A 553-nucleotide genomic window follows, 5' to 3' on the forward strand; every position below is an offset into this window, starting at 1 on the left:
GATATATGGTACGCGGGCAGATTGCCTATAAAAGCCATCCAAGGGTTCTGTCCAAACACCATTACCGTTTTCAATCAGAAAATCGGCAGAAGGGGAAACGCTGCCGATTTTCTCAAAGTGGCCAGCTTCAGTTTGGCCTTTATACAGGCAATTGCTGTTACGACAGAATCCGTCTTACCTCTTTATTCATCGAACTTTTTTGTTGCACGCTTGTGCGGTGGGAAAGGACGATATTTGATACAAGGAAATACGCTGATTATGTCACATAAACTTGCCCCTCTTGGCCGTACCCATATCCGTCAAGGCTCCTCAACTCCTGAAACCACTTCCGAATCATCTTCTCCTCTAAAAGAATGGATACACACCCAAAATTTTGGGGGAAGTCCGTCTGTTTTTCCTGAACCCAAGCAATTAAGCGGTAAAAATACTGTAACGAGAGATGCGGTTCATGTGGCTGAGGCGGCAAGATTGAACAGTACCTCATCATCTTCAGACGGCGTTGTAACAAAAATGCGTGTCGTACGGGCCAGTGTTGCTTCTGCAAGTAGCGTTT

At 45.6% G+C, this 553-nt stretch carries 1 protein-coding gene; it reads left to right on the top strand.

What is annotated here, in order from left to right:
- Positions 1-21: 21 nt before the first annotated feature.
- On the top strand, positions 22-553 hold a 532-nt coding region (locus ACTHUR_RS17175; RefSeq protein ID WP_440399915.1), incomplete at its 3' end, for a hypothetical protein.

It is taken from the genome of Neisseria sp. P0021.S007 (genome assembly GCF_051956855.1).